Below are 7,073 nucleotides of genomic sequence, written 5' to 3'. Positions count from 1 at the left end.
AATGCGCCGCTGTTCGAGGGACTGGTGGACAGCAAGGCTATGGTACGCGGCTCCTGGGGCGCGGCGCCGGTACAGGGGCTTGAACCGCGCGCCGGCGACTTCGTGGTCGAGAAGATGCGGATGAGCGCCTGGGAAGGCACGCGGCTGGAAACCATCCTGAAGGCGACCGGGCGCGACGTCATCATCAACACTGGCGCCTGGACCAACATGTCGGTCGAGCACACAGCACGCACCGGCGCCGACAAGGGCTATTTCATAGTGGTGCCGGAGGATTGCTGTTCGACCATGAATGCCGAGTGGCACAGCGCGTCGATCAACTTCGCGCTGCAGAACGTCTCCGTTGTCACCAACGCCGATGCCGTGCTGAAGGCGCTGGGCTAGGCGGAGCGATGCCGAAGCTGCTACACATGATCTGCTCGCCGCGCGAGCAGTCGGAATCGTCTGCCGCCGGCCGGATGTTCGTCGATCAGTTCCGCCAAGCGCACCCCGATTGGGACATCGAAGAATTTGATCTGTGGCGGGAGCCGTTGCCGGAGTTCACAGGCCCGATCCTGGACGCCAAATATGCCCGCATCGATGGCCGCGGCTTCTCGCATGAGGAGCGCGACGCCTTCGCAGTCGCGGAGCGCCTGGCGATGCGGCTCGCGCTCGCCGAGCGCGTCGTGATCTCGACACCGATGTGGAATTTCTCGATTCCGTACAAGCTCAAGCAATGGATCGACGTAATCAGCCAGCCGGGCCTGACGTTCCGCTTCGATCCGGCGACAGGCTACCTGCCGCTGCTGAGCGACCGGCCGACGCTCGTCATCATCGCCAGCGGCAGCGATTTCATTACCGGCATGAACCGCGGCCGCATCGACATGGCCACGCCCTATTTGCGCGAGGCATTGCGCTTCATCGGCATCCGCAGCGTGCAGTTCGTGCCGGTCGGCCCGACCACAGGCCCCGCCGATCCGATCCGCGACGCCCGCGACAACGCCCATCGCCGCCTCGCTGAGCTCGCATCGCGGTTCTGAGGCCGCGCGGACGGCGCGGTGCCCGATCGGTATCGTTATGACGCAGCCTGCCGGTCCCCTTCGGCAGGCTTGCATGCGGCGTCCGCTGCCGTTAAGCCGCGCCGTATCTTCAGCGAGGAAAGCGGCGGCGAGATGAGCGGAACGACGATTGACTTCACGGTTCACCAGGCCTCGGGCGCGTCGCAGCAGCGGCTGACGATCGGCCGGCTGGTGATCGCCGGCTGGACTGGTCGCGATCCCATTGCGCGCGACAAGCATATCGCCGAGCTGGAGGAGCTGGGAATCCAACGCCCGGCTTCGACGCCGATCTACTACGAGGTCGCGGCGAGCCGTCTCACGAGCGCGCAGGTCGTCGAAGCCAGCGGCGAGGACTCCAGCGGCGAGGTCGAATTCGTCCTGCTTCGCGTCAATGGTCGGCTCTATGTCGGCGTCGGCTCCGACCATACCGACCGGAAGGTCGAGACCTACAATATCACGGTCTCCAAGCAGATGTGCGATAAGCCGATCGCGCCGGAGCTGTGGCTCTTTTCCGACGTGTCGGCGCATTGGGATCGGATCCTGCTGCGGGCCTACGCCACGATCGGCGGCAAGCGCGAACTCTATCAGGAGGGCACCCTGGCCGACATGCTGCCGCCGGACGACCTGATCGCACGCCGATTCGGTGCTGCCGGTCTGCCCGAGGGCGCGGCGATGTTCGGTGGCACATTTGCCGCCAAGGGTGGCATCCGTCCTGCCGAACGTTTCGATTACGAGATATCAGATCCGGTCCTGAACCGCACGATCCGCCATGGTTACGCGGTGGAAACGCTCGCGATCGTCGGCTGACCTGATGAGGTGACGGGTTGCGCGACTGGGTCGAGCGTGCAGTGTTCTGGCATGTCTATCCGCTCGGTTTTGCCGGCGCGGAGCGTGAGGCGATCGCAGCTGGGCCGATCAAGCACCGGCTGCGTCATCTGATCGATTGGCTGGACTATGCCGTCAATCTCGGCGCCTCAGGTCTGCTACTTGGGCCAATTTTTGCGTCGTCGACTCATGGCTACGATACGACCGATCATTTCCGGATCGACTCGCGGCTTGGCGATATCGAGGATTTCGACGCGCTGATCGCAGCCGCGCATGCACGCGGCTTGCGCGTCGTGCTCGACGGCGTATTCAACCATGTGGGACGCGACCATCCGCGCTTTCAGCGCGCGATCGCTGCCCGCGCGAACACCGACGACGCGGCCTGGTTCCGGCTGACCTGGAAGGACGACGGTGGCGAGCCTGATTATGCAACCTTCGAAGGCCATCGCCAGCTCGCCGCTCTCAACCACGATGCACCTGAGGTCGTCGACTATGTGACGCAAGTGATGATCCATTGGCTCGATCGCGGCGCCGGTGGTTGGCGGCTGGACGCCGCTTATGCGGTGCCGCGGCCATTCTGGCGCAAGGTGCTGCCGGCAGTGCGATCAGCGCATTCCGACGCCTACATCTTTGGCGAAGTGATCCATGGCGACTATGCCGGCTTTGTCAGCGACACCGGCGTCGATGCGGTGACGCAATACGAGCTCTGGAAGGCGATCTGGAGCGCGCTGAACGATCGCAACTTCTTCGAGCTCGCCTGGGCGCTCGAACGGCACGGCCCGCTGCTGGATACGTTCGTTCCGCAGACCTTCATCGGCAATCACGACGTGACGCGAATTGCGAGCCAGCTCAAGGACGCGCGGCATCTGGCGCATGCGCTCGTGCTGCTCATGACGGTAGCCGGTACGCCGTCGATCTATGCGGGTGACGAGCAGGCGTTTCGCGGCATCAAGGAGCAGCGCGCCGGCGGCGACGACGCGATCCGTCCCGCCTTTCCAGCAACGCCTGACGGACTCGCGCCGTTCGGCTGGCCGATCTATCGCCTGCACCAGAACCTGATCGGCTTGCGGCGGCGGCATCCCTGGCTGCATCGCGCGCGCATGCGACCGATCGAGCTGCGCAATGCCGATCTGGTGTTCGAGGCCGCTCACGAGGACAACCGGCTGTTCGTCGCGCTCAATCTGTCCGACGCGCCGGTCACGCGCATGATGCCGTCTGCGGTCACGCGGCTGGCCGGAGATGTGTCCGCCACGAACGGCAGCGAAATCACGATTCCCGCTCACGGATGGGGCATTCTCGCGCCGGACGCGGCCTGATTGTCCAGCTCTCACGCGCGAGTGTGACCGTCGCCACATAAGTCACTCGGCCTTCGCGTCATGCTGGCTCCAACAAAGGAGCTGATTCATGACCGCTGTTCTCGATCCGATGCTGGTGCTTGCGCTTTTTTTCTTCCTGTTCCTGCCGATCACGGATCGCAGAACCGTCATGCTGAAGCTCGCCATGATGACCGTGATTGCGGCGCTGTTTGCAGGCTCGGTCGCAATGACCTGCGGTCCGTCGCCGCCGTCTCAGACGGTTGCGATGAGCGGCAACTGAACGGGCCTCCGTCGAGGCCTTGCCTGACCGCACGGCAACGAGCTGTCCGGAGATTGGCACCCGGGCCAGCCTCGTGTAGCACGGAATATCCGCTGCTGATCGCGAGGAACTCTGATGCCCACCATGGCTCATGCTCTGCTCACTGCGCTCCGGGATCATGGCGCGCGCGAGGTCTTCGGCATTCCCGGTGACTTCGTGCTGCCGTTGTTCAAGGTGATCGAGGAAAGCGGCATGCTGCCGAATATCACCTTGAGCCATGAGCCGGCGGTCGGCTTTGCCGCCGATGCCGCCGCCCGCTATCACGGCGGACTCGGTGTCGCGGTCGTGACCTATGGCGCCGGCGCCTTCAACATCGTCAACGCCGTTGCCGGAGCCTATGCCGAGCGCTCGCCCGTGGTGGTTGTCGCCGGCGCGCCGGGCGCCCGCGAGCGCGTCTCGGGCTTCCTGCTGCATCATCAGGCGCGCACCATCGACACCCAGCTTGCCGTATTCAAGGAGATCACCTGCGACCAGGCGGTGCTGACCGACCCGGCCACGGCGCCGGCGCAGATCGCGCGCGTACTGCGCAACGCCCGGGAGCTGTCGCTGCCGGTCTATCTCGAATTTCCCCGCGATATGGTTGATGTTGCGACCGAACCGGTCGTGCCGCTGCCGCCGCGTCGCGCCGAAGCTGAAGCACTGGCCGAATGCGTCGAGGAGATCCTCGCACGCGTTGCGCAGGCAGCCGCGCCGGTCATCGTAGTCGACGTCGAGATCCGCCGCTACGGCGTCGAGGACAGGATTGCCGCGCTGGCGCGCAAGCTGAACGTCCCGCTAGTCACCACCTTCATGGGCCGCGGCCTGCTCGAGAACGCCGATGATGTCGTGGCGGGCACCTATCTCGGCGCCGCCGGCGATCCCGCGATCACCAGGCTGGTGGAGGAGGCCGACCTCCTGCTGATGCTCGGCGTGATCCTGTCCGATACCAATTTCGCGCTGTCGAACCGCGCGCCAGATCCGCGGCGGACCATCATGGCCTCGAGCCGCGAGGTGCAGATCGGCCATCACGTCTATCGCGACATGCCGCTCGCTGATCTGATCGGTGCGCTCGAAGGCCGCGCTAAGCCACAGACGCCGCGCTCTAATATGCCGCGCCAGCACCCCGCCTATCCGCGCGGGCTGCCGGCAGACGACCGGCCGATCGCCCCGTCGGACATCGCCACCGCCATCAACGATCTGTTCGATCGTCACGGCAAGATGCCGATGACGTCCGATATCGGCGACTGCCTGTTCACGGCGATGGAAGTCGACAATACGGCGCTGGCAGCGCCTGGCTACTATGCCGGGATGGGCTTTGGCGTGCCGGCCGGCATCGGTGTCGCCGCGACCGGCCTCCGGCCCTTGATCCTGGTCGGCGACGGCGCCTTCCAGATGACGGGCTGGGAGCTCGGCAATTGCCGTCGCTATGGGCTCGATCCGATCGTCGTGCTGTTCAACAATTGCAGCTGGGAGATGCTGCGCGTGTTCCAGCCGGAATCGCGCTTCAACAATCTCGACGACTGGCATTTTGCCGAGGTTGCCAATGCCATCGGCGGCGTCGGTGAGCGGGTCACCACCCGCGCCGGCCTGATCGCGGCGCTCGACCGTGCCGTTCTGCGGCGCGGGCAGTTCTCGCTGATCGAGGTAATGCTGCCGCGCGGGAAAACGTCCGACACGTTGGCACGCTTCGTCGCCGGCTTCAAATCGGCGCGGGAGCGGATGGCGAAGGGCTGAGCACGATCCTGTGCGCGTCGCTCCGTCGTCTAGAACCGCGTCCTACTTCGTGGCCTTCTCATGCGAGGCGAGGCCGACAGCCCTGTAGTCGTAGGTCGGATAGAACTCGGTACGGTAGGAGCCCCAGGCCGTATCCTCCAGCACGCGATTGACCTCGCGCAGCCGCGAGGCCGGCAACCGCAAGGTCACCACCTGACCGATGCCCATCATCACATACCAGCTCACAACCTCGACGCCATCAGGCGGAAACGCCTTATAGAAGCCCTGCTTGTCGAGCTGGGCATTCAATTCGCTCAAGGGGCGGGACTGATCATGCTTGAAGAACACAGTCAGCAGGATCGCGTTGTCCGGCGTCGCCATGGCTGTGCTCGGCGGCACGCCCTGCGCCTCGCTGCCGGTGTTGAACATCGCAGCCGAGGCCAGCACCAGGGCCGCGGTCAGCAGAGCTTTGCTTCGCCTCATCGTCGTCTCCTCGCGCTGCGTATGAATCATGATCGGCGATGCCGTGCTGGTCTGTAAACCGGAAAGACCGCAGCCCGGTCACGTCTCCGCCAATTGTGAAGCGTTTCACAAAGCTGCATGGCGCAGTGCGATATGTAGCGGCAGCTGTTGCTTCGCACGCGAGACGTTCCAACTATGACGACACGACGCATCGCCTATTGGTGGTTCAGGTTCGTCTTTTCAGGGCGCTTTCTGGAGACGTTTCTGGTCGGACGTCACCGGCCGCTGACGGGCGCGGGTCGGCTCGGCACGGTGAAGCCGCAGCACGAACCGGCGATGTCGCGGTCCGATGAGGCTGTGCGGGCGCCCGCAGAGTGAGGTTAGGGATCGTCGAAGCTTGTTAGCGATCCGATCGATTCAGCCGATCAGGCGTTTGCAGAACGCCGCGCTGTCATTGATGGCGTCGCGTGCGAAATAGCTCAATCGTCCGGTGAACGAGCGGTGACCGCGCAGACGCCGCGAGCCGAGCACATGGCCGACTTCGTCAGGGAAACGGCGCACCTCGGCCTCGACCATCGCCGCGATCGCCTCCATGAGATCGTGCAGCCGTTGGCCCCAGTCGCACGCTTCAAGCCGCTCGATCCGCGTTTGAATGGCATCCTCGGCGCCATAGATCTCGGTGAGAATGTCTTTGGCGGTCACGACCCGATTGTTCTTCAGGGCGACCCGCAACGTGATGCGCTTGTCCTCGATCTGGTCCAGCACCATCGCGACCGTGATCGCGTAAGGGGTGGCAGCGACGTCGACGGCGTTCTTGCTGCGCGCGGCCTTGGTGGCCAGGTGCAGGATCTGCCAGGGCTCTCGCAGCCGCTTGGCCACCAGGGTCAGTGCAAACGGTACCGCTTCCGGATTCTTCTTCCGAAACGCATCGAGCAGCGCGGTCATCTTCTTGACCTGCGGATCGTCGAATTCGACGATGCGCTCCGGCAGGCTCTCGTCGAATTGCGCGATCGCCTCACGTGCTTTCAGTGCCTGCATCAGCTTCTTCAGGTCCTCGAACACGGTCGGCGAGGCGGTGTAGGCCTTGAGCTTGGTGCGGATTTGCGCGACACCCTCGGATGCCGCCAGGTTGCCCTCCAGCGACTTCGTGACCTTGGTCTGGAACGTGCTCGCCGTCTGACGGAGTTCGCGCTGCTTGTCGCCGGCGATCAACTCCTTCATCCGCGCGTTGTAGTCGCGGGCCATCGTCGGCAGCAGATCGCGGCTAATCCATTCCCATATCGGGGCCAACGAGGCGCGCGCGATCCGGCCCAGATTGGCGTGATCCGGGGAGCCGTCGACCAAGAGGTGCTCGACCGGCGTAAAGAAGTAGCGGGACGGATTCGCGGTTCGATTCTGCGTGGTGCCATCCTGGCGGAATTCGGC

8 protein-coding genes are annotated in these 7,073 nt (G+C 64.5%); 6 read left to right on the top strand and 2 right to left on the bottom strand.

The features are described from left to right. The 6 genes from WA702_RS05615 to ipdC form a co-directional block, all read left to right on the top strand. Positions 1-381: cysteine hydrolase (locus WA702_RS05615; protein ID WP_425109544.1), on the top strand; the 381-nt coding region annotated here is incomplete at its 5' end. An 8-nt stretch (positions 382-389) separates the two neighbouring features. Beyond that, complete coding sequence (locus WA702_RS05610) at positions 390-1,016, top strand: FMN-dependent NADH-azoreductase (protein WP_425109543.1); 627 nt, start codon at positions 390-392, stop codon at positions 1,014-1,016. 132 nt (positions 1,017-1,148) lie between these two features. Then, positions 1,149-1,841 (top strand): DUF2848 domain-containing protein, encoded by a 693-nt coding sequence (locus WA702_RS05605; RefSeq protein ID WP_425109542.1) that lies wholly within the window; start codon positions 1,149-1,151, stop codon positions 1,839-1,841. Between the two features lie 17 nt (positions 1,842-1,858). Beyond that, positions 1,859-3,175 (top strand): alpha-amylase family protein, encoded by a 1,317-nt coding sequence (locus tag WA702_RS05600; protein ID WP_425109541.1) that lies wholly within the window; start codon positions 1,859-1,861, stop codon positions 3,173-3,175. 88 nt (positions 3,176-3,263) lie between these two features. Then, the gene (locus tag WA702_RS05595; RefSeq protein ID WP_425109540.1) at positions 3,264-3,455 is read left to right on the top strand and encodes a hypothetical protein; all 192 of its coding nucleotides are present in this window, start codon (positions 3,264-3,266) and stop codon (positions 3,453-3,455) included. A gap of 114 nt (positions 3,456-3,569) precedes the next feature. Continuing rightward, a complete protein-coding gene (gene ipdC / locus WA702_RS05590; protein ID WP_425109539.1) occupies positions 3,570-5,207 on the top strand; it encodes an indolepyruvate/phenylpyruvate decarboxylase in 1,638 nt (545 codons plus the stop codon). A gap of 42 nt (positions 5,208-5,249) precedes the next feature. On the opposite strand, the gene WA702_RS05585 is transcribed toward ipdC, so the two are convergent. Beyond that, the gene (locus WA702_RS05585) at positions 5,250-5,669 is read right to left on the bottom strand and encodes a hypothetical protein (protein WP_425109538.1); all 420 of its coding nucleotides are present in this window, start codon (positions 5,667-5,669) and stop codon (positions 5,250-5,252) included. A 396-nt stretch (positions 5,670-6,065) separates the two neighbouring features. Then, a partial coding sequence (locus tag WA702_RS05580; RefSeq protein ID WP_425109537.1) for a hypothetical protein occupies positions 6,066-7,073 on the bottom strand: 1,008 nt, incomplete at its 5' end.

This window comes from Bradyrhizobium sp., assembly GCF_049798375.1.
Taxonomy (GTDB): Bacteria; Pseudomonadota; Alphaproteobacteria; order Rhizobiales; family Xanthobacteraceae; genus Bradyrhizobium.
The sequence above is the reverse complement of the archived record's forward strand: the minus strand, read 5'-3'. Positions and strand labels throughout refer to the sequence as shown.

Excerpts from the sequence above, each read along its gene's own strand:
- WA702_RS05585 (WP_425109538.1), bottom strand. The coding sequence starts at position 5,669 with ATGAGGCGAAGCAAAGCTCTGCTGACCGCGGCCCTGGTGCTGGCCTCG.
- WA702_RS05605 (WP_425109542.1), top strand. The coding sequence starts at position 1,149 with ATGAGCGGAACGACGATTGACTTCACGGTTCACCAGGCCTCGGGCGCG.
- WA702_RS05595 (WP_425109540.1), top strand. The coding sequence starts at position 3,264 with ATGACCGCTGTTCTCGATCCGATGCTGGTGCTTGCGCTTTTTTTCTTC.
- WA702_RS05610 (WP_425109543.1), top strand. The coding sequence starts at position 390 with ATGCCGAAGCTGCTACACATGATCTGCTCGCCGCGCGAGCAGTCGGAA.
- ipdC (WP_425109539.1), top strand. The coding sequence starts at position 3,570 with ATGCCCACCATGGCTCATGCTCTGCTCACTGCGCTCCGGGATCATGGC.